The 23,807-nt window shown below is 66.0% G+C and carries 28 protein-coding genes; 24 read left to right on the top strand and 4 right to left on the bottom strand.

What is annotated here, in order from left to right:
* From fliF to queE, 23 genes are all read left to right on the top strand, one after another.
* The gene (fliF, locus tag DIZ22_RS01815) at nucleotides 1-1,749 is read left to right on the top strand and encodes a flagellar basal-body MS-ring/collar protein FliF (RefSeq protein WP_017500446.1); all 1,749 of its coding nucleotides are present in this window, start codon (nucleotides 1-3) and stop codon (nucleotides 1,747-1,749) included.
* Nucleotides 1,742-2,758, top strand: coding sequence for a flagellar motor switch protein FliG (gene fliG, locus DIZ22_RS01820; protein WP_004208190.1), 1,017 nt, complete (start codon nucleotides 1,742-1,744; stop codon nucleotides 2,756-2,758). The genes fliF and fliG overlap by 8 nt, the downstream gene beginning before the upstream one ends.
* The gene (locus tag DIZ22_RS01825) at nucleotides 2,751-3,392 is read left to right on the top strand and encodes a FliH/SctL family protein (protein ID WP_037490446.1); all 642 of its coding nucleotides are present in this window, start codon (nucleotides 2,751-2,753) and stop codon (nucleotides 3,390-3,392) included. Before fliG ends, DIZ22_RS01825 begins: the two co-directional genes overlap by 8 nt.
* The gene (locus DIZ22_RS01830; RefSeq protein WP_010338846.1) at nucleotides 3,389-4,717 is read left to right on the top strand and encodes a FliI/YscN family ATPase; all 1,329 of its coding nucleotides are present in this window, start codon (nucleotides 3,389-3,391) and stop codon (nucleotides 4,715-4,717) included. Before DIZ22_RS01825 ends, DIZ22_RS01830 begins: the two co-directional genes overlap by 4 nt.
* Nucleotides 4,714-5,139 (top strand): hypothetical protein, encoded by a 426-nt coding sequence (locus tag DIZ22_RS01835; protein ID WP_010338845.1) that lies wholly within the window; start codon nucleotides 4,714-4,716, stop codon nucleotides 5,137-5,139. The genes DIZ22_RS01830 and DIZ22_RS01835 overlap by 4 nt, the downstream gene beginning before the upstream one ends.
* Nucleotide 5,140: 1 nt before the next feature.
* Nucleotides 5,141-7,282 (top strand): flagellar hook-length control protein FliK, encoded by a 2,142-nt coding sequence (locus tag DIZ22_RS01840; protein ID WP_122927871.1) that lies wholly within the window; start codon nucleotides 5,141-5,143, stop codon nucleotides 7,280-7,282.
* 34 nt (nucleotides 7,283-7,316) lie between these two features.
* Nucleotides 7,317-7,985, top strand: coding sequence for a flagellar basal body-associated FliL family protein (locus DIZ22_RS01845; RefSeq protein ID WP_037517584.1), 669 nt, complete (start codon nucleotides 7,317-7,319; stop codon nucleotides 7,983-7,985).
* 48 nt (nucleotides 7,986-8,033) lie between these two features.
* Nucleotides 8,034-8,918, top strand: coding sequence for a FliM/FliN family flagellar motor switch protein (locus DIZ22_RS01850; RefSeq protein ID WP_048938704.1), 885 nt, complete (start codon nucleotides 8,034-8,036; stop codon nucleotides 8,916-8,918).
* Nucleotides 8,915-9,253 carry a flagellar motor switch protein FliN gene (gene fliN, locus DIZ22_RS01855; protein WP_004208183.1) on the top strand — a complete coding sequence of 113 codons (339 nt, stop codon included), beginning with the start codon at nucleotides 8,915-8,917 and terminating at the stop codon, nucleotides 9,251-9,253. Before DIZ22_RS01850 ends, fliN begins: the two co-directional genes overlap by 4 nt.
* Before the next feature lie 83 nt (nucleotides 9,254-9,336).
* A complete protein-coding gene (locus DIZ22_RS01860; RefSeq protein ID WP_004208182.1) occupies nucleotides 9,337-9,600 on the top strand; it encodes a flagellar biosynthetic protein FliO in 264 nt (87 codons plus the stop codon).
* 40 nt (nucleotides 9,601-9,640) lie between these two features.
* Nucleotides 9,641-10,378 carry a flagellar type III secretion system pore protein FliP gene (fliP, locus tag DIZ22_RS01865; RefSeq protein ID WP_206364625.1) on the top strand — a complete coding sequence of 246 codons (738 nt, stop codon included), beginning with the start codon at nucleotides 9,641-9,643 and terminating at the stop codon, nucleotides 10,376-10,378.
* Nucleotides 10,379-10,388: 10 nt separating this feature from the next.
* Nucleotides 10,389-10,661 (top strand): flagellar biosynthesis protein FliQ, encoded by a 273-nt coding sequence (gene fliQ / locus DIZ22_RS01870; RefSeq protein ID WP_004208180.1) that lies wholly within the window; start codon nucleotides 10,389-10,391, stop codon nucleotides 10,659-10,661.
* A complete protein-coding gene (gene fliR, locus DIZ22_RS01875; protein WP_004208179.1) occupies nucleotides 10,658-11,440 on the top strand; it encodes a flagellar biosynthetic protein FliR in 783 nt (260 codons plus the stop codon). Before fliQ ends, fliR begins: the two co-directional genes overlap by 4 nt.
* A 3-nt stretch (nucleotides 11,441-11,443) precedes the next feature.
* Complete coding sequence (locus DIZ22_RS01880; protein ID WP_017503353.1) at nucleotides 11,444-12,580, top strand: flagellar type III secretion system protein FlhB; 1,137 nt, start codon at nucleotides 11,444-11,446, stop codon at nucleotides 12,578-12,580.
* 110 nt (nucleotides 12,581-12,690) lie between these two features.
* Entirely contained in the window at nucleotides 12,691-13,170 is a 480-nt protein-coding gene (locus tag DIZ22_RS01885; RefSeq protein WP_026109657.1) for a hypothetical protein, read from the top strand.
* A 101-nt stretch (nucleotides 13,171-13,271) separates the two neighbouring features.
* Nucleotides 13,272-14,684 carry a flagellar filament capping protein FliD gene (fliD, locus tag DIZ22_RS01890; protein WP_122927873.1) on the top strand — a complete coding sequence of 471 codons (1,413 nt, stop codon included), beginning with the start codon at nucleotides 13,272-13,274 and terminating at the stop codon, nucleotides 14,682-14,684.
* 16 nt (nucleotides 14,685-14,700) lie between these two features.
* Nucleotides 14,701-15,102 (top strand): flagellar protein FliS, encoded by a 402-nt coding sequence (locus DIZ22_RS01895; protein ID WP_004208175.1) that lies wholly within the window; start codon nucleotides 14,701-14,703, stop codon nucleotides 15,100-15,102.
* Nucleotides 15,103-15,277: 175 nt separating this feature from the next.
* Nucleotides 15,278-16,474 (top strand): aspartate aminotransferase family protein, encoded by a 1,197-nt coding sequence (locus DIZ22_RS01900; protein ID WP_048938706.1) that lies wholly within the window; start codon nucleotides 15,278-15,280, stop codon nucleotides 16,472-16,474.
* A 125-nt stretch (nucleotides 16,475-16,599) separates the two neighbouring features.
* Nucleotides 16,600-17,526 (top strand): ornithine carbamoyltransferase, encoded by a 927-nt coding sequence (gene argF, locus DIZ22_RS01905; RefSeq protein WP_037507687.1) that lies wholly within the window; start codon nucleotides 16,600-16,602, stop codon nucleotides 17,524-17,526.
* A gap of 123 nt (nucleotides 17,527-17,649) precedes the next feature.
* Entirely contained in the window at nucleotides 17,650-18,555 is a 906-nt protein-coding gene (locus tag DIZ22_RS01910; protein WP_004208172.1) for an Hsp33 family molecular chaperone HslO, read from the top strand.
* Between the two features lie 126 nt (nucleotides 18,556-18,681).
* Nucleotides 18,682-19,089 (top strand): hypothetical protein, encoded by a 408-nt coding sequence (locus DIZ22_RS01915; RefSeq protein ID WP_037507688.1) that lies wholly within the window; start codon nucleotides 18,682-18,684, stop codon nucleotides 19,087-19,089.
* Between the two features lie 47 nt (nucleotides 19,090-19,136).
* The gene (queC, locus tag DIZ22_RS01920) at nucleotides 19,137-19,838 is read left to right on the top strand and encodes a 7-cyano-7-deazaguanine synthase QueC (protein WP_004208170.1); all 702 of its coding nucleotides are present in this window, start codon (nucleotides 19,137-19,139) and stop codon (nucleotides 19,836-19,838) included.
* Between the two features lie 3 nt (nucleotides 19,839-19,841).
* Complete coding sequence (gene queE / locus DIZ22_RS01925) at nucleotides 19,842-20,486, top strand: 7-carboxy-7-deazaguanine synthase (RefSeq protein WP_037507690.1); 645 nt, start codon at nucleotides 19,842-19,844, stop codon at nucleotides 20,484-20,486.
* 12 nt (nucleotides 20,487-20,498) lie between these two features.
* Here queE and DIZ22_RS01930 read toward each other — a convergent pair whose 3' ends face one another.
* From DIZ22_RS01930 to lipB, 3 genes are all read right to left on the bottom strand, one after another.
* Nucleotides 20,499-21,194, bottom strand: coding sequence for a hypothetical protein (locus tag DIZ22_RS01930; protein ID WP_048938708.1), 696 nt, complete (start codon nucleotides 21,192-21,194; stop codon nucleotides 20,499-20,501).
* Between the two features lie 103 nt (nucleotides 21,195-21,297).
* The gene (locus DIZ22_RS01935) at nucleotides 21,298-21,585 is read right to left on the bottom strand and encodes a hypothetical protein (protein ID WP_048938722.1); all 288 of its coding nucleotides are present in this window, start codon (nucleotides 21,583-21,585) and stop codon (nucleotides 21,298-21,300) included.
* A gap of 62 nt (nucleotides 21,586-21,647) precedes the next feature.
* Nucleotides 21,648-22,352, bottom strand: coding sequence for a lipoyl(octanoyl) transferase LipB (lipB, locus tag DIZ22_RS01940; protein ID WP_048938709.1), 705 nt, complete (start codon nucleotides 22,350-22,352; stop codon nucleotides 21,648-21,650).
* Nucleotides 22,353-22,428: 76 nt separating this feature from the next.
* Here lipB and DIZ22_RS01945 point away from each other — a divergent pair, with 76 nt between their 5' ends.
* Complete coding sequence (locus DIZ22_RS01945) at nucleotides 22,429-23,223, top strand: hypothetical protein (protein ID WP_048938710.1); 795 nt, start codon at nucleotides 22,429-22,431, stop codon at nucleotides 23,221-23,223.
* Here DIZ22_RS01945 and DIZ22_RS01950 read toward each other — a convergent pair.
* Entirely contained in the window at nucleotides 23,205-23,804 is a 600-nt protein-coding gene (locus tag DIZ22_RS01950; RefSeq protein ID WP_048938711.1) for a GNAT family N-acetyltransferase, read from the bottom strand. The genes DIZ22_RS01945 and DIZ22_RS01950 overlap by 19 nt on opposite strands.
* Nucleotides 23,805-23,807: the final 3 nt, after the last annotated feature.

The raw sequence follows: 23,807 nt of genomic DNA on the forward strand, positions 1-23,807 counted from the left end.
ATGAGCGAGAACGCACTCACCATCGATGGCGGCTCGGCCGCTGCCCCGGCCCTCCCGGCCGTCACCGGTGCCAGCTTCGGCAATGCCAAGGGCGTGGATGCGCTCAAGGCGCGCTTCGCCGGCTTCATCAAGCAGCCGGCCGTGGCCAAAAGCCTGCCGCTGCTCGGCCTGCTCGGCACCGTTGCGGTGGCTGGCGCGGCCTGGCTGGCCCTGCGCGAACCGCCGCAGCGCGACCTGTTCCGCGGCCTGCCCGATGGCGACAAATCTGCGGTCGCCCAGGTGCTCGACCAGAATGGCATCAAGTACGACTTCGACAATGCCGGCGGCATGACCGTTGGCGAGGGCGATTATTTCAAGGCGAAGATGATGCTCGCCGCGCAGGGCCTGCCCAAGAGCGCGCCCGACGGCAACAGCATGATCGACAGCCTGCCGATGGGCGCCAGTCGCGCGGTCGAGAATGAGAAGCTGCGCGGCGCCCGCGAAACCGATCTCGCTCGCACGATTGAGGCGATCGACAGCGTCGAAAGCGCCAAGGTTCATCTCGCAGTCGAAGCGCCCAGCGTCTTCCTGCGCGAACGCACCAAGCCCTCCGCCTCGGTGATGCTCCGCCTGTCGCAGGGCCGCACGCTCACCGACGCGCAGGTCAGCGCCATCGTCCATCTCGTCGCCTCGTCGATCCCGGAACTGAACCCGGAGGATATTTCGGTTGTCGACCAGAATGGCCGCCTGCTCAGCAACAATGACGGCAATGCCGCCGACGATCGCCAGCTCGCCATCCAGACCCGGATCGAGGACCGCTATCGCCAGTCGGTGGTCGCGCTGCTGACCCCGATCCTGGGCGACGGCAAATTCTCGGCCGAAGTCCACGCCGAACTGAATTTCGCCGAACGCCAGGCGACCCGCGAAAGCTTCCCCCAGGACGAGGCGCGCCTGCGTGCCGAGCAGGGCAGCTGGTCGTCGGACGAGCGGGGCCAGAAGGCTGGCGAGGCATCGGGCATTCCCGGCGCGCTCAGCAACCAGGCGCCGGTCAACCCGACCGTGACCCAGACCAACCCGAACGGCCAGGCAGTGACGCAGGGCCAGACGGCCGAACAGCAGCAGCCGGCCACGCCGGGCCTGCCGCCGATGAAGACCGAGGAAACCTTCAACCGTAGCTTCGAGCTGGGCCGTGAAGTGTCGGTCACGAAGGATGCTGTCGGCACCGTCAAGCGCCTGTCGGTCGCCGTCGCGCTCGACACCGGCGCTGATGGCAAGCCGCGCTCGGCCCAGGAAATTGCCGCGCTGGAAGCTCTGGTGAAGGGGGCCGTCGGCTTCGACCAGGCCCGTGGCGACGTCGTTGCCCTGTCGGCGCGCAGCTTCGCCAAGGCCGAAGAGGTCAAGGCGCCCTGGTATGAGGCCGACTGGATGTCGCCGCTGATCCGCAATGTCTCGGCCCTGCTGGTCGCGCTGCTGGTGATCTTCGGCATCGGTCGCCCGCTGCTCAAGCGCCGCGCCGCCGCCCAGGAAGCGAAGGCGGTCGAGACCGCTGAAGTCGGGCAGCGCCTGGGTCGCGAAATTTCAGGCGAACTGACCAAGCAGGCGACCGAAAATCCCGATCCCAGCCGTCCGGTGACGCTCGACATGATCTCGTCCACCTATGACTATGCCCAGCGCGCCGACCTGATCCGCAACTTCGTCAAGCAGGATCCCGATCGCGCCGCCCTGGTGGTCCGCGACCTTCTGAAGGAAGGGAAGAAGGAAAATGCCTGAGATCGTCCCCGGCCGTCCCGAGGCGCTCAAGGGCAGCGCCGCCGCCGCCGTCCTGCTGATGCTGTTCGATGAGGATGAAGCGGCGCAGATCCTGTCGCGCCTGGAGCCCGAAGAAGTCCGCCAGCTCGGCTATGCCATGTATGACGTGCAGGATGTCGATCCTGAGGAAGTGAACGAGGCGCTCGACCATTTCGTCACCAAGGCCAAGAAGCGCACCACCATCGGCTATGGCGCCACCCGCCATATCCGCGGCGCGATGACCAAGGCTCTGGGCGAGGAACGGGCCGAAACCATCCTGGCCCGCATCACCCCGCCGACCCGCTCCACCCAGCTGGAAATGCTGAAGTGGATGGACGCCAAGGAAATCGCCGTCCTGATCGAGATGGAGCATCCGCAGATCATGGCGATCGTGCTGGCCCATCTGGAAGCGCCGGTTGCCGCCGACGTGCTGCAACTGCTGCCGACCGAATATCAGGAAGAGATCGTCTATCGCATCGCCACGCTCGGCCCGGTGTCGAACGAGGCGCTGGACGATCTGGAGCAGTTGCTGCTGCGCGGTCCGGTGAACAAGCAGGGTGCAGCGTCGCAGCGCGGTGGCACGGTCGAAGCGGCCGCGATCATGAACAATGTCCGCAAGGACAATGAGCAGCGGATCATGAAGGCCGTCGCCAAGCGCGACAAGATGATCGCCCAGACCATCGAAGAGGAAATGTTCGTCTTCGATAACCTGATCGACATGGATGACAAGAATCTGGGCACGCTGATGCGCACCGTCGACAGCCAGGTGCTGGTCGTGGCGCTCAAGGGTGCGAACGACATGCTCAAGGCGAAGATCTTCAGCTGCATGTCGGCCCGCGCCGCACAGGCGATCGCCGACGAGATCGAGGAACGCGGCCCGATCCGCCTGGCCGAAGTCATCGACGCGCAGAAGCTGATCATCGCCACCGCCCGCCGCATGGCGGATGCCGGCACCATCATGCTGGGTGGCAAGGGGAACGACTTTGTCTAAGATCTGGGCCGCCGAAGCCAGCCACGACGTATCGAGCGTGCCGATGATCGGCGTTGGCCAGGTGGCCAGCAACGGCTTCCGCAGCCTCTATTCGGCGCTGCCCGGCGACGTCGTCGCGGCGCCCGCCCGCGCGCCGATCCATGCCGAACCGGAAACCGATCCGATCGACGAAGCGCATATGGCGGGCTTCTCGCAGGGTTTCGAGGAAGGCTATCGCGCTGCCGGTGAGGATCAGGCGAACGAAATCGAGGCGCGCAACCGCCTGACCGCCGCGCTCGAAATGCTGGCACCGGCGCCCAGCGGCAGCCTGTCGACCATGTTGTCGGCCACGGTCGTCCGTCTGGTCGAACAGATTGTCGGCGAAGTGCAGATCGATCTCGACCGGCTGACCCAGCGTTGCGAAGCGGTCGCCGCCTTCATTGATGACAGCAGCGACAAGAGCGCGCTGCATCTGCATCCTGACGACGTCGCCCTGCTCGAAGGCGAGCAGATCGGCGTGCCGCTGGTGTCGGACAAGAACATGCAGCGCGGCTGCGTGCGCCTCGAAACCGCCGATGGCTGGGTCGAGGATGGCCCGGACGTTCGTCTGGCGCGCCTGCGCGCCCTGATGGACGACATGGAGGGTAAGGCATGATCCGCGCCGAGCTGGCGCAGGCCGAAACGCTGTTCGAGCATCTTCAGGTCCAGAACCGCCAGCCGCGCCATGTCGGCCGTCTGGTCAGCCATGATGCCGGCATGCTGGAAGTCACCGGCTTCCGCCGTCCGATCGGTTCGGGCGCCCGCGTCCTTGCCAGCGACGGATCGGTCTGCCGCGCCGAAGTGGTCGGCTTTCGCGGCGAACGCACCCTGCTGGTGCCGCTCGACGCTGACGCGCCGCTGGAAAACGGCATTCGTGTCGAACCCGACAGCCAGGCCAATATGGTGCAGGTGGGCGAGGGCCTGATCGGCCGCGTCATCGACGCCATGGGTCAGCCGCTCGACCGCAAGGGGCCGATCATCGCCGGCGGCGTCTGGCCGCTCAACGGTGTGAAGGGCAATGTCCTCGATCGCGGCCGCGTGACCGAGCCGTTCGACCTCGGCGTGCGCGCCGTCAACGCGCTGCTGACCGCCGGGCGCGGCCAGCGCATCGCCATCATCGCCGGCTCGGGCGTCGGCAAGTCCGTCCTGATGGGCCAGATGATCGCCGGCGCAGAAGCCGATATCGTCGTCACCGGCCTGATCGGCGAACGTGGCCGCGAGGTCAGCGACTTCCTCGAAACCAAGCTCAAGCATGCGATGCACAAGAGCATCGTGGTTGCCGTGCCGGCCGATCATCCGCCGGTGCTGCGCCTGCGGGCCGCCGCGCGCGCCACCGCCATCGCCGAATATTTCCGCGCTCGCGGCAAGAAGGTGCTGTTGCTGATCGACAGCCTCACGCGCTGCGCCCATGCCCAGCGCGAGATCGGCCTGGCGCTCGGCGAACCGCCGGCGATGAAGGGCTATCCGCCTTCGGCGCTGGCGCTGATCCCGCGCCTGGTCGAACGGGCCGGCGTCGACGCCCGCACTGGCGGCTCGATCACTGCGCTCTACACCGTTCTCGCTGATGGCGACGACACCGACGATCCAATCGTCGACGCCGCCCGCGCGATTGTCGACGGCCATTTCGTGCTGTCGCGCAGCCTGTCGGAACAGGCGATCTTCCCTGCGATCGACATCGGCAAGTCCCTGTCGCGCGTGATGGCCGACGTCGTGCCGGACGAGCATCGCCAGGCCGCTGCCGCCTATCGCCGCCTCTGGGCCGCCTATGAGGAAAATCGCGACCTCATCCTGATGGGCGCCTATCGTCCCGGCAATGATCCGGTGATCGACGAGGCGGTGCAGCGTCGCCAGGAAATCCTGAACTTCATCCGCCAGGACCAGAAGAGCCGGATCGACCTTGATACCAGCGCCAACGCGCTGATCGCGGAGTTCGGGGCGTGAAGGGGCTGGTGTCCCGCCGCCACCGCGTGCTGCGCGTGCGCCATGTCCAGCATGCCATGGCCATGGCCGAGACCGCGCGCGCGCGTGACGAGGCGGAGGGGATCGCTACCAATCTGGAACGTCTGCGCCGGGTGCGGGGCGAGCTGTTTGGCGTTCAGGGCGGCGCCACCGGCGCCTCCTTCGCCTCGATGCAGGAACTGGCCAGCCGTCTGGAGCAGGCCGGTCGCCAGCTCGACGGCGCGCTCTACGACGCTCGCCGCAAGGTGGAGGCGAAGGAAGGGCTCAGCATCGCGGCCAACCGCGAGAAGGAAATTGCTGCGCGCCTGAAGGATCGGGCCCGCGTCGCGCTGGAAGAATGGCGCGAGAACAAGCTTGCCGCGCTGCCGCGCTATCGCCGCATGCAGCGCACGGGGGACAATTGACATGACCATGCTCGCCAGCCTCAAATCGCTGCTCTTCTCCTCGACGCCGCTGGCCGGTGCGACGACGGCCGCTGCTTCGGCGGTTGCCGAGGGTGCGGCCGACTTCGCTGCACTGCTGGGCGATGTCGATGGCGCGTCGCAGCCGGCTGCGCCTGCCACGACCGTGGGCGCGCCAGCCCTGCCGGTGGAAGCGACGATCGAGGGTGATGCGCCGGTCGTGACGCCCGAAGCAATCGAGGCGCCGGCTCTGCCGGACACCGCCGAATTTCTGACCCAGCGGGCCATGCCGGTCCAGCCGGCCGCAGAACCGGCGTTGCCGGTCGTTGCGGCCGCTTTGCCGGTTGCAGAGCCGGTCCTGCCCGTCGCTGCGCCGGTCCAGGATCAGGCGGCCGTTGCGCCCGTATCGGCCGAGCCCGCCCCGATCGTCCTGCCGGAGGGCGAGGCTGTCACCGAAGCCCTACCGCTGCCTCTACCGACCCCGGCGCTGGTGGTCGCGCCTGCGCCTGCCGATATCCAAGCACCGGCTCCGACTGCCGCTGCCGCCCTGCCGCTGCCGGTGGAAGCCGAAGGGCCGATCGCGCTCGCCTTTGCTGATGCTCCGATCAAGGCCACGCCGACGCCCGCGCCGCAGCCTCTGCCGGCTGCGATGGCCGTGCCCGAGGCCGACGACATCGCCGATGCTGACAGCGAAGCTGACATAGTGACGGCCGATGCGCCCGTCGACAATGACGCGCCGATCGTCGCCGATCCGATTGCCCATTCCTTGCCTGCTGCACTCCCCCCCTTGCCGCAGGCGCCGATCGATGCCCCCGCATCTTCGGCTCCATCCGCGCCGACCCGGGAGATGCCTTTGAGCGTGTCTCCTTCGCTGTCACCTTCATTGTCCCACACCCAGGCCCCTTCGAAACCGGCCGTGGGACAGGAAGCGGTGACGGCCCCGGTGGTCGGCGCGGATGGGCAGGATGACCCGATCGTTGCAGCGCCCGTGGCGGCGCCTGAAATGACGCCCGAACTGGTCGCTGCGATGATCCCGGCCCAGCCTGCGCCAGCCCCCAACGCGGCCCCGAATGTCGTGCAGGCCCCGGTCCAGGCCGTGCCGCAGCCCGTGAACGCACCGCGCCCGGTCGAGCAGGTCATGCCCGCTGTGGCGGCAGCACCGGCGACGGACGCCGACATGCCGGTAGAAATGGTCGCGGCGGCGGCCAGGCCGGCCGAGAAGACCGCGCCTGCGGCTGTAACCAGCAGCCCGGAAGCGGCCGATGTCGAGATTGCATCCGCCGGCACCGACATCCCGGCCGCGCCCATGGCTGCCAAGCCGGCCAAGGCGGAAGCCCTGTCGCTGCTGCAACTGGTGCGCGACCATATGAACCGCCGGGCGACGCCGGTGCGCGACAGCGCCGAAGCGGCAGCGCCGGTCAGCGATCGCACGCCGGACAAGGCGACCACGGCCGTCGATCCGCTGGTCGCTGCCACCCCGGCCGCGCCCCATCATGGCTCGGAAGTCTCCGCGCCACAGGCCGCCACGCCCCAGGCACCTTCGGTCACCCCGGCGGCGATGCCGACGGTCGACCTGTCGGCCAGTCTTGGCCAGCAGGTGGTCGATATGGGCGTGTCGGGACAGTGGATTGACGGGCTGGCCCGCGACATTGCCGGCCTGTCGGCCAATGGCGCGCAGGGCCGGTTCCAGATCAATGCCGACCAGCTTGGCCCGATCCAGGTCGATATCCGCCAGGATGGCGATGGCGCGGCGGTCAGCCTGACCGTTGCCAGCGAGGCGGCGGAAATGGCGTTGCGCCAGGATAGCGACCGGCTGAAGCTGGACGCCGGCCTTGCCGCCGTGCGCATCCATGAAGTGAAGATCGAACGCGCGCCGCATGTTGCCGAAGCGGCCAAGGCCGATGCCAATGGTCAGACCGGCAGCCAGTCGAACAGCCAGCAGGGCAATGCATCCCAGCAGCAGGGCGCCTGGCAAGGTGCCGGCCAGATGGCGGGCCAGTCGATGGGCCAATCCTCGTCGCAGGGCCGCTGGCAGGGCCGTGAAAATAATGGCCTTGGCCATAAAGCCGGGAGCGATCCGGCCGTTCTTAACCATGGTGACACCGGCGATAGCGCCGGTGACGTCCGCCGCGCGCGCTACGCCTGACGGCCGGGACGGGATATTCCAGGGGACGTGAACGATGAGCGATGAACCCAAGGCGAAGAAGAAGAAGGGTGGGGGGATGAAGCTCATCCTGCTGGTCGCCGTCGCCATGGTGGTGGGCGGTGCCGGCGCTGCGGGCGGGCTGTACGCCGCCGGCTTCTTCAGCCCCAAGGCCGAAGGCCCCAAGGAAGATCCCAACAAGCCCGTGCTCGTCCTGGCGGGCGAGGATGCGCAGGCTGTCGCCACCGCCCATGGCTGGGCCGGTGAAGGCGGTGGTGGTGGCGAAGGCGGCGGCCATGCGAGTGCCGGTGGCGAGGGGCATGCCCCGTCGGCCGCCCATGCGCCGGGCAAGGGCATCGACCTGCCCGCGCCGGCCAATCCGACCGCCTATCAGGCCACCTATTTCCAGCTTCAGGCGCCCTTCACGTCGAACATGACGGACACCGACGCCTTCGCCCAGATCACCGTCGCGGTGTCGACCTATTATGACTATCGCGTGATCGCCGCGATCAAGATGCACGAGATGGCGATTCGCAGCCAGGTGCTGATGATGCTCGCCGAACAGCCCGAGGAGCAGTTGGTCACGCCCGACGGCAAGCGCATGCTGCAAGGAAAAATCCGGGGCATCATCAACGATGTACTCAAGCAGAAGACCGGCTATGGCGGTGTCGATAACGTTTATTTTACCAATTTCGTTATTCAATAGCGCTGCCTGAACGCTGGGAAGTCCCCTGGCCGAGGGCAGGGGACAGACATGAATCACGTTCAATCCTTCGCCTTCGGGCGGGGGGACGCGCAAGCTCCGGTAATGCTGTCGGGCCTCGACCGGCTGGGTGAAAAGCTCGGCCGGCGTATCCGTGCGCTGATCGAACCCATTTCCGGCATCCGCCCGCATGTCGCGGCCGAGGATGCGCGGGTCGTGGAGTTTGGCGCCTGGTCGGCCGGCGCCCCCAATTTCTGCAGCCTGTCCATCTATCGCCTGCTGCCCCTGAAGGGGCAGATGCTGCTGTGCATGGACGCCACCATGATCTCGACCCTGGTCGACTGTTTCTATGGCGGCCTTGGCAACCGGGCGCTGCCCGCGCGCGGCGAATTTACTCCGACCGAGGACCGGCTGATCGCCCGCCTGTCCGAAACCATCATGGCCCGCATGGTCGAATGCTGGTCCGAAGTCCTGCCCCTGGAACCCGGCCTGCTGCTGCGTGAAACCGGCATCGGCTTTGCCGCCGCTGCCCAGCCCGCCGACCAGATGGTGGTGCAGCGCTTCCGTGTCGGGCTGGACCGGGATCGCGAATGGTCGATCGACATGGTCTTCCCGCTGGCGGCGCTGCGCGGCGTCGAGGCGCTGATGGGCAGCAAGGTCGCAAGCGATGACGAGCATGTCGATCCGGTATGGCAGGCGCGCGTGGCGCGCCGCATGCGCGACATCCGCCTGCCGGCCCGGACCGTGCTGGCCCGCCCCAATCTCTCGCTGGCGGAGCTGATGCAGCTCAAGACTGGCGACATCATACCCGTGACGATCGGCCGCAGCCTGCCGCTGATCGTCGGCGACAGGATCGTCGCGCACGGCACGATCGGCGAACAGGATGGCCGTGCCGCCTTCCAGATTGAAAAGATTGCACAGGGACCGGAACAATGAGTGATATGAGCGACGCCCCGATGATGGATCCCCGTGGGGAAGACAGCGCCAGCCGCATGGCGGCGAACCGCCAGTTCAAGCTGCTGGCCGATATTCCGGTGCGCATGTCGGTGGAGGTCGGATCGACCTCGCTGCGCCTGGCCGAAGTCATGGACCTGGCCGAAGGCAGCATCGTGGAACTGGATCGCCAGGCCGACGAACTGCTCGACATCATGGTCAATGGCGCGCTGATCGCCAAGGGCGAGGTCGTGACGGTGAACGGCCGCTATGGCATCCGCATCGTCGATATCGCCGCCACCGAAACCCGCATGGCCGGGGTCGAACGGCGCGGCTGATCGCAGGGCCGTGCTTTTGCGCTTGCCTTGCGGCCCATTCTTGCGGATCGGATGACGCATTAACCTAAACGCGGGGCGCGTGCATGTTCTGGTATTTCGTCAAATTGCTGATCCTGCTGCCGCTTGTGGGCGGCATGGCCTTTGGTGCCTTGTGGCTGTGGCGCAAATATCAGCCCGGCATGATGGTCGGCCAGAATGATCGGTCGTTGAAGCTGCTGGAAGCGCTGCCGATGGGCACGTTCGGCAAGCTGGCCGTGGTCGAGTTCGAGGGCAAGAAGATCCTGCTGTCGGTCACCCGTGGCCGGATCGAGAAGATCGCGGAAGGCGACCCCTATCGTGCGCGCTAGTCACTGGCTGGTCGGCGGCATCCTGCTGACCGCCGGGCTGATGCTGGTCGATCCTGCGCTGGCACAGGCGGTGCCGGCCGCGCCTGCGCCGGTCGACAATGGCGGCGCGCTGACCCGCGCGATGGGACAGATTTCGGGCGACGGCCGCTCGCTGTCGCTGTCGCTGCAGATCCTCGTCCTCATGAGCCTGCTGTCGGTCCTGCCGTCGCTGATCCTCATGATGACCAGCTTCACCCGGATCATCATCGTCCTGTCGCTGCTGCGCCAGGCGATGGGCCTGCAACAGACGCCGCCCAACCAGGTGCTGGTCGGGCTTGCCCTGTTCCTGTCGCTGTTCGTGATGCGACCGGTGATCGACCAGATCAACGGCCAGGCCTATGATCCCTATGGCAAGGGCCAGATATCGATCGAGGAAGCGGTCGGCCGTTCGGGCAAGGTGCTGCACGGCTTCATGGCCAAGCAGACGCGCGAGAGCGACCTCAAGCTGTTCGCCAATATGGCGGAGGCCCCGGCCTTCCGCACGCCCGACGATATTCCCTTCACGATCCTGCTGCCGGCCTTCGTCACCAGCGAGTTGAAGACCGCGTTCCAGATCGGCTTCATGATCTTCCTGCCCTTCCTCATCATCGACCTGGTCGTCGCATCGACCCTGATGGCGCTGGGCATGATGATGCTGTCGCCCACGATCATCTCCATGCCCTTCAAGCTGTTGCTGTTCGTATTGGTCGATGGCTGGGCGCTGACGATGGGGTCGCTCGCCGGCTCCTTCGCGACATAGGAGGGCGGCAATGGAGAATGCGGATTTCTTCATGGGCCTGGCACAGCATGCGCTGTGGATCACGGCGCTGGCGACGGCGCCGATCCTGATTCCGGCGCTGGTCGCGGGCGTGCTGATCGGCATGGTCCAGGCCGCGACGTCGATCAACGAACAGACGCTCAGCTTCATTCCCAAGATTCTGGTCGTGGGGGCGATGCTGACCCTGTTCGGTGGGTCGATCATGGTGCTGATCGCTGACTTCACGCGCGAGATATTCGAGCGGATACCGGACCTGCTGCAATGATCGCACCCGGCTTCGCAGGCGTCGAGACGCAATTGTGGATCTGGCTGATTGCCATGATCCGCCCCGGTGCGGCCTTTCTGGCCGCGCCCGTCTTCGGTGCGCCCGCGATGCCGCTTCAGTTGCGCCTGATCCTCTCGCTCGCGCTTGGCATGGCCGCCCTCAACAGCGTCACCATCCAGTTGCCGCATGATGGCGTCGCCAGTTTCGAAGGCGTGATGCTGGTCGCCGGCGAAGTGCTGACGGGCCTTGCCATGGGTTTTGCCGTGCAGATCGGCTATTCCGCCGCCTTCGTCGCGGGTGAGGCGATTGCCAACACCATGGGGCTGGGCTTTGCCGCGATGGTCGATCCGGGGTCGGGGCAGGGGACGCAGGCGGTCGGCCAGTTCCTGTCGATCCTCTCGACCTTCCTGCTGCTGGCGATGGACGGCCATCTGCTGCTCGTCAGCTTCGTGGTGCAGAGCTACAAGGCGCTGCCGCCGGGCGCGGCGATGCTCAGCAATGATGCGGTCTGGCACATGATCCAGTTTGGCGGCTCGCTGCTGGGTGCCGGGGTCACGATCGCGCTGCCGGTCGGCTTTGCGCTGGTGCTGGTGCAGATCGTCATGGGCATGCTGGCGCGCACCGCGCCCGCGCTCAACCTGTTCGCCGTCGGCATGCCGATGGCAGTGATGGCGGGGCTGGTGCTGCTGGCGATGGCGGTGCCGGTGATGGGCGAGGGCATCACCATCGCGCTCAAGTCGGGGCTGGAACAGGCCCGCGCCATCTCGGAAGGACGCTGAGCCATGGCGGGCGGATCCGAGGGCGGCGAAAAGACCGAAAAACCGACACAGAAGAAATTGCAGGATGCCGCCAAGGAAGGCGACATCCTCCAGTCCCGCGAACTGGGGACGGCCCTGGTGGTGATGGCCGGCATCGGCTGGCTGGCGGTCGCCGGGCCGGGCCTGATCGACGCGCTGTCGGGCATGCTGACCCGCGCGCTGCGCTTCGGGCGCGAGGATATCGTGAACTTCTCGCCGGTGACGCGCGGCACCGGCCTGCTGGCGGACATCGCGCTGCCGGTGGGCGGCGTATTGCTCGCGACCTTCTTTGCCGCGATCGCGGCGCCGGCGCTGCTCGGATCGCTGGGCTTCCGGCCCGGCGCCTTCGCGCCCAAGGCGTCGAAGATGAACCCGGCTTCGGGCCTCAAGCGCATGTTCGGCGCGCAGGGGCTGATCGAACTGGTCAAGTCGATTGCCAAGGTGGGGCTGCTGGGCGCGGTCGGCTTCTGGATGATCTGGGACCGGCTGACCGCGATCATCGGCCTGGGCAAGGCCGGCGTCGGCAATGCGATCAGCGACCTGGGCAATATGTTCATCTTGGTCTGCCTGGTGATGGCGGGCGGGCTGTTCGTGATCGCCGGTATCGACGTGCCGATGCAGATTTTCCAGCGCGGCAAGCGGCTGGGCATGAGCAAGCAGGACATCAAGGACGAGCATAAGGAAAGCGAAGGCTCGCCCGAACTCAAGGGGCAGATCCGCCGGCGCCAGTTCGAGGTGCTGAACGGATCGACCCGCCAGGCGGTGGCAGAGGCCAGTGTCATCATCACCAACCCGACCCATTTCGCGGTGGCGCTGCGCTATCGGCCCGGCGTGGACGCCGCGCCGGTCGTGGTCGCGCGCGGCTGTGACGCGATCGCGGCCTCGATCCGCGAACTGGCCGAGGATCATGGCGTGTCGGTGCTGCAATATCCCGAGCTGGCGCGCGCCATCTACTTTACCTCGCGCGCTGGCGAGATCGTCAATGAAGGCCTCTACATGGCGGTGGCGACGGTGCTGGCCTTCGTCTTCCGGGTCGAGAACAAGATGGCGACGGAAATGGACCGTCCATTCATTACCGTGCCCGAAGATCTGCGTTTCGATCCGGATGGAAAGAAATTGTAGAGAATTTGCTGATACTTGGCAGTTGATCGAAGAATTAGGGCGATGGTGAATTAAAGTTTAGCCACGCTTGTCCGTATTCTGTTTACGGGGACGCATTAGGATGGTGCGTCATGAACGAGTATTTTTCGCGTAGCGAGATTTCGCCAGTGGATCGGAGCGTCGTTCGCGCGCCGGTGCCGGCTGCGGCCGTTCAGCCGGTTTCAGCGACGGAATCTTCGACCGAGCAGGGCAACATGTCTGCCAGCGATGCGCGCAGGCAGGAGAGTTTTGCAGTTGATATCGTTGCGGTCGACGAAGATGCCGCCGGCGCCGCCGAATATGCGCGCATCCATGCCCGGATCGCCGATATCCTGGCCGATATGCGCGCCGGCCAAGGGGATGTGTCGGTCGATGGCGCATCGGCCGCCGTCCAGGCGATGATGCCGCAGCCCTTCATCTACATTCCGCTGCCGCCCGCCACGCGCGAGGCGGTGGAGCAGGCCGCCGATCTGGCCAAGCGGATCGCCCAGCAGGCCAGCTATGCCTATGCGGCTCAGGCGCATGTTGCGCGCGGAACCGTCGACCAGATCCTGTCCGCATCGGCGATCTGATCGCGGCCATGCCCGCTTTTTTGCGGGCTTTGCCATCAGCTTGAAAATCATTCCTAAACATCTTCGCGCTACGGCCGTTCTCTCATTTGAAAGGACGGCCCATGGCAACGACGACGACATCGGTAGGGAGCAGCATCCTGTCGGCGCTGGGTGCCAATTCGGGCATCGACACGAGCGCGCTCGTCACCAGCCTGGTCAGCGCGACCCGCGACCCGCGCCAGTCCGCGATCACCACCCAGCAGACGACCAACAATGCCCGCATCTCGGCGCTGGCGTCGGCCATCAGTTCGCTCGACACCTTCGCCGATGCGCTCACCAGCGTCCTGTCGGGAGCCGAATATACCGGCACGCCCAATTCGACCAACACCAACATCGCGTCGGTCAGCCTGCTGAGCGGCGGCACGCCGACGGGCATGCCGGCACAGCTGGTGGTGAAGTCGCTGGCGACCGCCCGCATCTTCGCCTCGGCCGCGACCAGCGGCGCCACCAGCAGCACGGCGGTCGGCACTGGCTCGCTCACCATCACGACGGCGGGCGGCAAGACCGCCACGATCACCGTCGATTCGAGCAATAACAGTTTCTCCGGCCTGGCTTCGGCGATCAACGCCGCCGACATCGGCGTGACCGCGAGCGTCGTCACCGATGCACAGGGCACGCGGCTAGTGTTCAAGGGCGAAACCGGCGCGGCCAATGATTTCACCATCACCAGCTCGGCTGACAGCTCGACCAGCGTTCTCGCCGGCCTCAACAGCAGCGCGATGACCTCGACGTCGGACCCGGCCAATGCGAAGATCACGCTCGACGGCACCGACTATGAATATGCCAGCAACACCATCGACGATGCGATCCCCTATCTGCGGATCGAACTGACCGCGGCGGACGTCAACAGCACGGTCAACCTGACCATGACGCAGCCGACCGCGACGATGAAGGATCTGCTGCAGGAATTTGTCGACGCCTATAATACGCTGATGAAGGCGCTGAACACGTCGACCTCGACCGGCACGGATTCGTCGACCGCGGGCGTCCTCAACGGTGTGTCGGCAGTGCGCGACATGAAGTCGCAGCTGTCGAAGATCACATCGACCCAGCTGGCCTCGACCGGCAGCTACAAGACGCTGGCCGATATCGGCATCGCGACCAACCGCGACGGCACGCTGACACTCAACACCGATACGCTGGACAAGGCGCTGGCCGCCGATCCGGCGGGCATCACCAAGATGCTCAATCCCGCCAAGTCGACCGCCGATAATCTGGGCCTGTCGGGCCTGATGGACAGCGTGCGCGACAATATCGAGCTGGACAACGGCCCGATCAGGGCGGCGCAGGACCGTTATGAGAAGCTGGCCGACAGCCTGACCGAACAGCTCGAAAAGCTGGACGAGGACATGGCCGACTATGAGGCGCGCCTGACTTCCATCTATTCGGCAATGCAGACCAAGCTGTCTGCGCTCAACGCAACCCAAAGCTATCTCCAGCAGCAGATCGATGCCTGGAACAAGAGCGACAGTTAATCGGGGACTTTGAAACATGTTCTATAATCACAGCTTTGCGGGTACGGCAGCGGCACGGCGCTATGCGGCGGTGCATTCGGGCAGCCGGATCGAGGGCGCCACGCCCCACGCGCTGGTCAAGATCCTGTTCGACGAACTGCTGATCGCGCTCGATGCCACGGCGCTGGCCGAACGCAATGGCGACCGGCTGAAGGTGTCCGACAAGCAGGCGCGCGCCATGTCGATTCTGTTCGCGCTGGAAGCGAGCCTCGACTTCGACAAGGGCGGCGACATTGCCACCGGCCTGGCGCGCATCTATCGCGAGGCCCGCCGCCTGCTGCTGGTCAGCGCCAAGGAGCATGATGCCGCGCCGGTCGAGCAGGCCCGCGCCATGGTCGGCGAGATTGCCGATGCCTGGAGCCAGATCGGCCAGCCCTGATCGCTCACGGCGCGATCAGTCCATAGGCTGTCGACTGGCCCGGTTGCGGGGTTGCACCCCCTTCCGGTGGCCTGTATAGGCGGCACTCGCACAAGGGCGGCCCGGCGGGGGCCGCCTTTTTGCGTTATATCCAATGCGCACGGACGCGCAGCATCAACCCAGAAAGGGAAGGCACATGTCGATTACGCCGCTCATGCCCGTTTACCCCCGGTGCGATGTGCGTCCGGTCCGAGGCGAGGGCTGCTACCTGATCGGGGAGCGCGGCGAGCGCTATCTCGACTTCGCCAGCGGCATCGCCGTCAATCTGCTGGGCCATGGCCACCCCAAGCTGGTGAAGACCATTGCCGATCAGGCTGCGACGCTGATGCATATCTCCAACCTCTACGGTTCGCCGCTGGGGGAGGAATTTGCGCAGAAGCTGGTTGATAATAGTTTCGCGGACACCGTCTTCTTCACCAATTCGGGTGCCGAAGCGGTCGAGTGCGCGATCAAGACCGCGCGCCGCTATCATTATGCCAATGGGCAAGCGCACCGGCACAAGATCATCAGCTTCGACAACGCCTTTCACGGCCGCACGCTGGGCACCATTTCGGCGACCAGCCAGCCCAAGATGCGCGATGGTTTCGAGCCGCTGCTGCCCGGTTTCCAGGTCGTGCCCTTCAACGATCTCGACGCGGCACTGGCCGCGATCGATGACAATACCGCCGGTTTCCTGCTGGAACCGGTGCAGGGTGAAGGTGGCGTGACCCCGGCAACCCAGGCATTCCTGACCGGCCTGCGCAAGGCGTGCGACGAGCATGGCCTGCTGCTGATCCTGGACGAAGTGCAGTGCGGCTATGCCCGCACCGGCACCTTCTTCGCCCATGAGCAATATGGCGTGACGCCGGACATCATGGCGGTGGCCAAGGGCATCGGCGCGGGCTTCCCGCTCGGCGCCTGTCTCGCCACCGAGGAAGCGGCCAAGGGCATGGTGTTCGGCACCCATGGTTCCACCTATGGCGGCAACCCGCTCGCCATGGCGGTGGGCATCGCGGTGCTGGAAGAGGTGCTGGCGGACGGCTTCCTGGAGCAGGTGACGGCGATGGGCGCGCGTCTACGCTCCGCGCTGGAGCAGATGATCCCAAACCATGACGACATGTTCGAGGATGTGCGCGGCATGGGGCTGATGCTGGGCGTCAAGATGAAGGACGCCTATGATGCGCGCGCCTTCGTCGGCCATCTGCGCGACCATCATGGTTTCCTGTCGGTATCGGCGGGCCAGAATGTGCTGCGCATCCTGCCGCCGCTCGTCATCGACGAAAGCCATATCGCCGAGTGCATCGAGAAGATTTCCGCCGGTGCGCGGAGCTTCGCGGACGCCAAGGCGGCCTGACCATTTAGTTTCCGTTCGCCCTGAGCGAAGTCGAAGGGTATCGCCGAGCAAAGCGAGGTGCCTTCACTTCGTTCAGGCGGGGGCTTCGACTTCGCTCAGCCTGAACGGGTTAGAGGTTGTTTCCAATGACCAAGCATTTCCTGAATCTCACCGATGCGGGCGGCGACGCGATCGCCGCGATGATCGCTGATGCCATCGATCGCAAGGCGGCACGGGCAGGCAAGCCCAAGGGCTGGGTCGACGCCGATGCGCCGCTCGCCGGCCACACGCTGGCGATGATCTTCGAGAAAAACAGCACGCGCACCCGCGTCAGCTTTGACATGGCGATCCGCCAGCTCGGCGGCAATTCGCTGATCCTGGACGGCGCGACCAGTCAGTTGGGACGCGGCGAGACCGTCGCCGACACGGCCCGCGTGCTCAGCCGCATGGCCGACGCGATCATGATCCGCACCGATGACCATGCCAAGATCGAGGAAATGGCCGAATATGCCAGCGTCCCGGTCATCAATGGCCTCACGGACCTGTCGCATCCCTGCCAGATCGTTGCCGACCTGCTGACCGTGGTCGAGCATGGCCTGGCGCTGCCCGGCAGCCAATGGGCGTGGCTGGGCGACGGCAACAACGTCCTCCACTCGATCGTCGAGGCCGCCGGCCTGATGAAGTTCGACGTGCGCATGGGCATCCCTGAGGGCTATGATCCCGATCCGTCCTTTGCCGCCGCAGCGCAGGCAGCGGGTTCGACCATCACCCTGACCCGCGATGCGGCGCAGGCGGTGGCCGGTGCCGACGTCGTGGTCACCGACACCTGGATCTCCATGGGCCAGGCCCATGCCGAGGCAAAGCTGGCGGCGATGATGCCCTATCAGGTGACGCCGGAGCTGATGGCGGGCGCCAAGGCCGACGCCAAATTCCTCCACTGCCTGCCCGCCCATCGCGGCGAGGAAGTGGTCGAGGCGGTGATCGACGGTCCGCAGTCGCTGATCTGGGACGAGGCGGAGAACCGCATCCATGCCCAGAAGTCGGTTCTGCTCTGGGCGCTTGGAAAGCTGTAAGCTCACCCTATATTCGGGCGAAATTTTCCGTTCGCCCTGAAAGATGACGGGGCCTGTCCTGCGCTGGGAAGCGGAGGACGGGCCCTCGCGGCTTTCGGGGCGGGTGGATCGGAAGGAAATATCGTGACCAGTAGCAATGTCGATCAGGCCCTTGGCTTCACCATCCCCTCGCGCCATGTGCGTGGCCGTTTCGTTCGGCTGGGGCCGGTGCTGGACCAGGTGCTGTCTGCCCATGCCTATCCCCCGGCGATCGAGCGGGTGCTGGCGTCCTCGCTGGTGCTGGGCGCGCTGCTCGGTAGCCTGCTCAAGGATGCCGGCGGCCAGTTGACCCTGCAGGCGCAGACCGAAAATGGCGTCGTCAGCCTGCTGGTGGCCGATTACAAGGGCGGCGAACTGCGCGGCTATGCCAAGTTCGATGCCGAACGGCTGGCGGAAATCGGCAGCGATCCGACCCTGTTCGGCCTGTTCGGCAAGGGCTATCTGGCGATCACCTTCGACCAGGCGGCGACCGGCGAGCGCTATCAGGGCATCGTGCCGCTGGACGGATCGTCGCTGGCCGAGGCGGCGGAGCATTATTTCTTCCAGTCCGAACAGATCCCCAGCATCGTCCAGATCGCGACCCGGCATGAGCCGGGCGAAGGCTGCGTCGCGGCGGGCCTGCTGCTCCAGCATCTGCCCGAGGGCGAAGTGGGGCGCGAGCGCCTGCATGTGCGCCATGACCATCCCGAATGGGAACATGTGCAGGCGCTGGCCGGCACGCTGCGCGACGAGGAACTGACCGATCTCGACCTGCCGCTGACCGACATCGCCTGGCGCCTGTTCCATGAGGAGGAAGAGGTGCGCGTCACCGAAACGACGGCGCTTGCCAAGGGCTGTCGCTGTGACCTTGCCCATATTCGCGATGTGATCGGCCGCTTCCCGGCCGACGAACGGGTGGCGATGGCGGACGAGAAGGGCATTATCGGCGTCGATTGCGCCTTCTGCTCGCGGTTGTTCCCGTTGGCGCTGGACAGTTTCGTCACCCATTGAAAGCTGGCGCGGGGCAATTGCGGCAGGGCCGTTCGCCCCGCGCTATCAAATTGCCGCAATTGCGCGGCACAACAGGATGAAGCATGGCGCCGCTCCCCGGCGCCGATGACAAGGTCTGGACGCAAGATGGCAAGGCTGGGGCTGCAGGCGCTGGGCGCCGCGGCGGCAATGATGATGGCAAGCTGGGCCGGGGCGGCGAATGCTCCGCAACTGGCTGCGCTCGCCAAGCTGGAAACGGGCGAATGGGAATTGCGCCTGCGCGATGATCCCACCGCGCCGCCCCGCCGCCTGTGCGTGACGATGCCGCATCAGTTGCTGGAGCCGGCCAATGCCGGCCCCGGCTGCAAGCCGTTCGTGGTCAGCGATGCGCCTGCTGCCGCCACCGTGACCTTCGATTGCGGTGCGGCCGGCAATGCGCGCACCGACCTGCGCGTCGAAACGCCGCGCCTCATCCAGATACGATCGCAGGGGATCAGCGACGGCGCGCCCTTTTCCAACATGGTCGAAGGGCGCCATGTCGGGGCATGCCGCTGACCGGCGGCCCCCTTGCACTGCAACATAACGAGGTCTAGCGCAGCATCATGGTCGCACAGAATGGAAAATTCGCCGTCGTCCTGCTTTCGGGCGGGCTGGATTCAATGGTCGCGGGCGGGCTCGCGCGCGAAGCGGGCTATCGCGTCCTGGCGCTGACGATCGATTATAATCAGCGCCATCGCGTCGAACTGCGCGCCGCGGCCAAGGTGGCGACGGCGCTCAATGCCATGTCGCATATCGTGCTGCCGCTCGACCTCACGGCCTTTGGCGGGTCGGCACTGACCGCCGACATCGAAGTGCCCAAGGGCGGCGTGGGCGACGAAATCCCCGTCACCTATGTGCCGGCGCGCAACACCATCTTCCTGTCGCTGACGCTGGGCCTGGCCGAAGTCGCTTCGGCCAGCGACATCTATATCGGCGTCAATGCACTCGACTATTCGGGCTATCCCGACTGCCGTCCCGAATTTATCGACGCGTTCCAGAAAATGGCGACGCTGGCGACCAAGGCGGGGGTCGAGGGCCATCCGATCCGCATCAATACGCCGCTGCAGTTCATGACCAAGGCGGACATCGTGCGCGAGGCGCATCGCCTGGGCCTGGATGCCGGGCTCAGTTGGTCCTGCTATGATCCGACGCCCGACAACAAGCATTGCGGCCTGTGCGACAGTTGCCGCCTGCGCTCGAAGGGCTTCGAGGAAGCAGGGCTGCCCGATCCCACCGTCTATGCGACGCGTCCTGGAAAGGCCTGACACATGACCTATGCGGTCAAGGAAATGTTCCTGACCCTGCAGGGCGAAGGGGTGCAGGCGGGGCGGCGCGCGGTCTTCCTGCGATTTGCCGGCTGCAACCTGTGGAGCGGGCGCGAGCAGGACCGGCGCGATGCCGTATGCCGCTTCTGCGATACCGATTTCGTCGGCACCGACGGTGATGGCGGCGGCAAGTTCGCGACCGCCGACGCGCTCGCCGATGCGGCATTCGCCTTCTGGGGCGAGGGGGAAGGCCCCTATATCGTCCTGACCGGTGGCGAGCCGATGTTGCAGGTCGACGATGCGCTGATCGACGCGCTCCATGCCCGTGGCTTCACCATCGCGATCGAAAGCAACGGCACCTTGCCGGCGCATCCGGGCATCGACTGGGTCTGCATCAGCCCCAAGGCGGGCAGCGACGTGGTCCAAGTGAAGGGCAATGAGCTGAAGCTGGTCTGGCCGCAGCCCGATGGCGGCCACAGCCTGGCCGATGTCGAGGCGATGGAGGGCTGGGGCTTCGACCATCTGCTGGTCCAGCCGCTCGACGATGCCCATGCCGTGGACAATGCCCGCGCGGCCATCGATCTGGTGATGGCCCGGCCGCGCTGGCGGTTGACGGTGCAGGCCCATAAATATCTGGGCCTGCGTTAAGTCTCCGTCAGATCAGGGCTGGACGCCTGCCTTCTGGTTCCACTGCTGGTGGCATTCGGGCAGCAGCACGCCCTTCTTCCAGCATTTGGCGTCGAGCGAGGGCAAAGCGAGCTGATAGTTCCAGCCCGGATCGCCATAATATTGCTCGCCGGCATGGACGAGCGACTTCTTGATCGAAGCCAGGCCCTGGCGCGCGACGACGTTGAGCTGGCCGCGATCGGCGAAGATCGCCTGGCGACCGACCGCCGCCGCCGCCTGGCAAAAGCCGCGTTGCGCCTGGACCGTCGAATAGCCCGAATAGATGCGGGTATTATACATGTCGGACGCCGACTGGCCGGGCTTGCCCTTGCCCTTGGTGCGCTGGAAATAGCTGAGCAGCGTCGCCTGCGCCGCGTCAAGTTCGGCGTCATGATGGGCGATCATGGCGTTGTAGTTGCTGACCGACAGCAGGGTCGGTTCGAACTGGCACTGCAGCGCGGCGACGTTGATCGCGGCGCGCAGGTTCCAGGTGAGGCCAGCCTTGATCTCGTCGGCCGTGGCGCCAGGCAGGCCCAGCGCGGTGGCGGCGGCTTCGTCCGTCAGGGCAGGGGCCGACATGTCGGGCGGCGACCAGAAGAATTGCGCGGTGGCCGGCTGCGCGGCGGCGAGCGACGCGGCAGCGATCGTCAGGGCGGCAAAGGCCTGGCGCGAGCGAAAACGGAACGTCATTGAATAAACCCTCTCAGCCGGGGTCTTGACGGCGCGAACGCCCCATACCCCCATAACGGCATCGACTATAGCGCGGCTGTATCGGAAGTGAACGGCAAAAGCCTCACTGATCCGACACGACTTCCTCATCATTGGCGGGTGCGGTCCCATTGTCCGCCTTGGCCGGGGCAGCGGCCTTGGGTTCGGTGCGGTTGTCCGGCAGGGCCAGGCTGGTGCCCTCGCTCTGCACGCCGTCCAGATCGGTCATGGCGTCGGTGGCGGTGCCATCGACCACTTCCATATCCTTCATCTGCACCGTGTTGCCGCTCTTTTCGCCGCCACCGCCGCAGCCTGCCAGCGGCATGCAGCCGATCAACAGGGCGGCAGTCATCATCCTTGCGTCAAGGCGCATCCGGGTCTCCATAACATGGCTCAACATGCCCGGCGGCCCCCCACCTGGCGAAGTGGCGGACCCTAGCGGGCGGTCCCGCATTGCTCAAGTCCCGTGCCGTCGCCCGATCCGCAGCGCCGCAGCCGGCCGAGAAAGGCGGGGAAATGCGCCTTGAGCGCGGCATCAAGGGCTTCCATCGAGGCATTGCGGCCCAGTGCGGCGATGCTGGTCACCGGAAACTCGCTGATCCCGCACGGCACGATGCCGCCAAAATGGGACAGGTCGGGATCGACGTTGATCGAAAAGCCGTGCAGCGTGACCCAGCGACGGACGCGGATGCCCAGCGCACCGATCTTCGCCTCGCGCCCCTGCCGGTCGTCGGTCCAGATGCCGATGCGCCCTTCGGCGCGGCGGGCGGCAATGCCCAGGTCGGCGAGCGCGTCGATCATCCAGCCTTCGAGATGATGGACGAAATTGCGCACATCCTTGCCGCGTTCGCGCAGGTCGATGTTGAGATAGCCGATGCGCTGGCCCGGCCCATGATAGGTGTAGCGGCCGCCGCGTCCGGCATCATGGACAGGAAAGCGCGGGTCGATCAGTTCGGCCGGATCGGCGCTGGTGCCGGCGGTGTAGAGCGGCGGATGCTCTAGCAGCCAGACGCGCTCGCGCGCATCGCCTTCATAAATGGCGGCGGCCCGCGCCTCCATATCGGCAAGGGCGGTCGGATAGTCGACGGGGGTAGCATCGCTGCGCCACTCGACGTCAGGAAAGGGCAGGGGATCGGTCATGGCGCTTCCTTGACTTGAGCGGGGCGAGCGATCAAGTCTCGGGCCGCATTTCGCAGGACAGGGGTAGGCATTAGATATGGCGGCAGTCTCGATCGGCAAGGCGTGGGAGGAGGCGGTTGCCTTCGTCGCCCGCGAAGCGTCGCTGCTCTTTCCCGTCGCGCTGCTGTTCCTGGCCCTGCCGGGGTTGATCCTGCAGGAAATGACGCCGCCGCAACTGGCCGAATGGATGGCCAATCCCCAGCGCACCGGCCTGCCCGATATTCCGCCGGGCTTTGCGCTGGCGACGCTGCTGGGCGTTATCATCATCTGGTTCGGATCGCTGACGCTGTTTGCGCTGGCGCTGCGGCCGGGCATCAGCGTGGGGGAGGCGTTGCGCCTCGGCTTCGCGCGACTGCCTGTGCTGCTGGGCACAGCCTTGCTCGCCATGTTCCTGATCGGCGGGCTGATGCTGGCCGCGATTTTGGTCGCCGTTCTGGCCAGCCTGGTCTCGGAGTCTGTGGGCACCAGCATCGGCGCTATCCTCGGCGCCTTTGTCGGCGGCGCCACGATCTTCGCCAGCGTCCGGCTGATGCTGCTCAATCCGGCGGTGATCGACGGCAATCAGGGGGTGGTGCCCTCGCTGCGCCATGCCTGGGTGCTGACGCGGGGCTGCTTCTGGCGGTTGCTGGGCTTCATCATCCTGATCACCCTGCTGTCGGGCATTGCCAGCATGGCGGCGCAGACGATCTTCGGTGCGCTCGCTGGCCTTGCCGCTGGGCCGGAGGCCGCCCGGTTGGTGGGCGGCGTCGCCTCGGCGGCGGTATCGACGGTGATCCAGGTCTATATGCTGGTGATGCTGGCCCGCATCTATCGTCAGGCGTCGGCGGGCTGACCGAACATCGGAATCTGCGGCGCCGCGTCGGGCGGCAGCAGGCCCAGCAGGCGCGGATCGGCGAAGGTTTCGATCTCCCGGCCATAAGGCGTGAAGCCCGACTTGATGTAGAAGCCGAGCGCCGCCGGGCTGTCGAGCGTGCAGGTATGGACCCAGAAGCGCTCCACCCCCTTGCGCCAGGCGAGTGACTTGGCCTGCGCCATCAGCCATTTGCCAAGGCCCTTGCCGTTGAGCGAGGGCACCAGCCCGAAAAAGGCCAGCTCGCATTGTGACGGGCTGCGGAAATCCAGCTCCAGCAGGCCGACCTCCACCCCGCGCGGATCGGTGACGGCATAGACCTCGACCAAGGGATCATGCAGAATGGCCGCGAGCTGATCGTCCGGCATCACCAGCCGCGAGAACCACAGCCATGGCTCGCCCACGCGGCGGAACAGGGCGCGATAGGCGGCAAGGTCCGGCGTCTTCCACGGCACCAGCCGCAGCGGCGCGGGCGGGATCGGCGCGGGTTTTGGCCGTTCGCGCATTTCCAGATGGGTGACGATGGTCGCGATCTCGCGCGGATCGACCGGGGTCAGCGCCATCGG

Source organism: Sphingobium sp. LF-16 (genome assembly GCF_003711185.1).
Lineage (GTDB): Bacteria > Pseudomonadota > Alphaproteobacteria > Sphingomonadales > Sphingomonadaceae > Sphingobium > Sphingobium yanoikuyae_A.

Coding starts and splice junctions, on each gene's coding strand:
- queC (WP_004208170.1), top strand. CDS start 19,137: ATGGTCGCACAGAATGGAAAATTCGCCGTCGTCCTGCTTTCGGGCGGG.
- DIZ22_RS01935 (WP_048938722.1), bottom strand. CDS start 21,585: ATGCGCCTTGACGCAAGGATGATGACTGCCGCCCTGTTGATCGGCTGC.
- fliN (WP_004208183.1), top strand. CDS start 8,915: ATGAGTGATATGAGCGACGCCCCGATGATGGATCCCCGTGGGGAAGAC.
- queE (WP_037507690.1), top strand. CDS start 19,842: ATGACCTATGCGGTCAAGGAAATGTTCCTGACCCTGCAGGGCGAAGGG.
- DIZ22_RS01880 (WP_017503353.1), top strand. CDS start 11,444: ATGGCGGGCGGATCCGAGGGCGGCGAAAAGACCGAAAAACCGACACAG.
- DIZ22_RS01945 (WP_048938710.1), top strand. CDS start 22,429: ATGGCGGCAGTCTCGATCGGCAAGGCGTGGGAGGAGGCGGTTGCCTTC.
- DIZ22_RS01930 (WP_048938708.1), bottom strand. CDS start 21,194: ATGACGTTCCGTTTTCGCTCGCGCCAGGCCTTTGCCGCCCTGACGATC.
- fliP (WP_206364625.1), top strand. CDS start 9,641: ATGCTGGTCGATCCTGCGCTGGCACAGGCGGTGCCGGCCGCGCCTGCG.
- DIZ22_RS01915 (WP_037507688.1), top strand. CDS start 18,682: ATGGCAAGGCTGGGGCTGCAGGCGCTGGGCGCCGCGGCGGCAATGATG.
- DIZ22_RS01845 (WP_037517584.1), top strand. CDS start 7,317: ATGAGCGATGAACCCAAGGCGAAGAAGAAGAAGGGTGGGGGGATGAAG.
- DIZ22_RS01840 (WP_122927871.1), top strand. CDS start 5,141: ATGACCATGCTCGCCAGCCTCAAATCGCTGCTCTTCTCCTCGACGCCG.
- fliF (WP_017500446.1), top strand. CDS start 1: ATGAGCGAGAACGCACTCACCATCGATGGCGGCTCGGCCGCTGCCCCG.
- fliR (WP_004208179.1), top strand. CDS start 10,658: ATGATCGCACCCGGCTTCGCAGGCGTCGAGACGCAATTGTGGATCTGG.
- DIZ22_RS01850 (WP_048938704.1), top strand. CDS start 8,034: ATGAATCACGTTCAATCCTTCGCCTTCGGGCGGGGGGACGCGCAAGCT.
- fliG (WP_004208190.1), top strand. CDS start 1,742: ATGCCTGAGATCGTCCCCGGCCGTCCCGAGGCGCTCAAGGGCAGCGCC.
- DIZ22_RS01885 (WP_026109657.1), top strand. CDS start 12,691: ATGAACGAGTATTTTTCGCGTAGCGAGATTTCGCCAGTGGATCGGAGC.
- DIZ22_RS01860 (WP_004208182.1), top strand. CDS start 9,337: ATGTTCTGGTATTTCGTCAAATTGCTGATCCTGCTGCCGCTTGTGGGC.
- DIZ22_RS01900 (WP_048938706.1), top strand. CDS start 15,278: ATGTCGATTACGCCGCTCATGCCCGTTTACCCCCGGTGCGATGTGCGT.
- fliQ (WP_004208180.1), top strand. CDS start 10,389: ATGGAGAATGCGGATTTCTTCATGGGCCTGGCACAGCATGCGCTGTGG.
- fliD (WP_122927873.1), top strand. CDS start 13,272: ATGGCAACGACGACGACATCGGTAGGGAGCAGCATCCTGTCGGCGCTG.
- argF (WP_037507687.1), top strand. CDS start 16,600: ATGACCAAGCATTTCCTGAATCTCACCGATGCGGGCGGCGACGCGATC.
- DIZ22_RS01950 (WP_048938711.1), bottom strand. CDS start 23,804: ATGGCGCTGACCCCGGTCGATCCGCGCGAGATCGCGACCATCGTCACC.
- lipB (WP_048938709.1), bottom strand. CDS start 22,352: ATGACCGATCCCCTGCCCTTTCCTGACGTCGAGTGGCGCAGCGATGCT.
- DIZ22_RS01830 (WP_010338846.1), top strand. CDS start 3,389: ATGATCCGCGCCGAGCTGGCGCAGGCCGAAACGCTGTTCGAGCATCTT.
- DIZ22_RS01895 (WP_004208175.1), top strand. CDS start 14,701: ATGTTCTATAATCACAGCTTTGCGGGTACGGCAGCGGCACGGCGCTAT.